A 345-nucleotide genomic window follows, 5' to 3' on the forward strand; every position below is an offset into this window, starting at 1 on the left:
CCCCATGCCGAGTAGCGCCTTTTTAATCAAGCATTTAGCTAACCTGAATTAGTTCATGCCGTATTTTTTCAATTTTTTACGCAGCGTACCACGGTTGATGCCCATCATCAGCGCAGCACGGGTCTGGTTACCACGGGTGTATTGCATCACCATGTCCAACAGGGGCTGTTCTACTTCAGCCAGTACCAGCTCATAGAGGTCATTCACATCCTGACCATTCAGTTGAGCAAAATAGTTCTTCAGTGCCTGTTTAACCGAGTCACGCAGGGGTTTTTGGGTTACCTGATCCTGAGAGTTAACGGTAGAAACGGTCAGTACGTCAGAATTTACGCGTTGTTCGAACAT

At 47.0% G+C, this 345-nt stretch carries 1 protein-coding gene; it reads right to left on the reverse strand.

Translation table 11 applies throughout. The annotated features are described in order from the left end of the window. Positions 1-48: 48 nt before the first annotated feature. Positions 49-345: DNA-binding transcriptional regulator Fis (gene fis, locus FN960_RS23675; RefSeq protein ID WP_000462905.1), on the reverse strand; the 297-nt coding region annotated here is incomplete at its 5' end.

This window comes from Alkalicoccobacillus porphyridii (assembly GCF_007293315.1).
In the GTDB taxonomy this organism is placed as follows: domain Bacteria; phylum Bacillota; class Bacilli; order Bacillales; family Bacillaceae_D; genus Alkalicoccobacillus; species Alkalicoccobacillus porphyridii.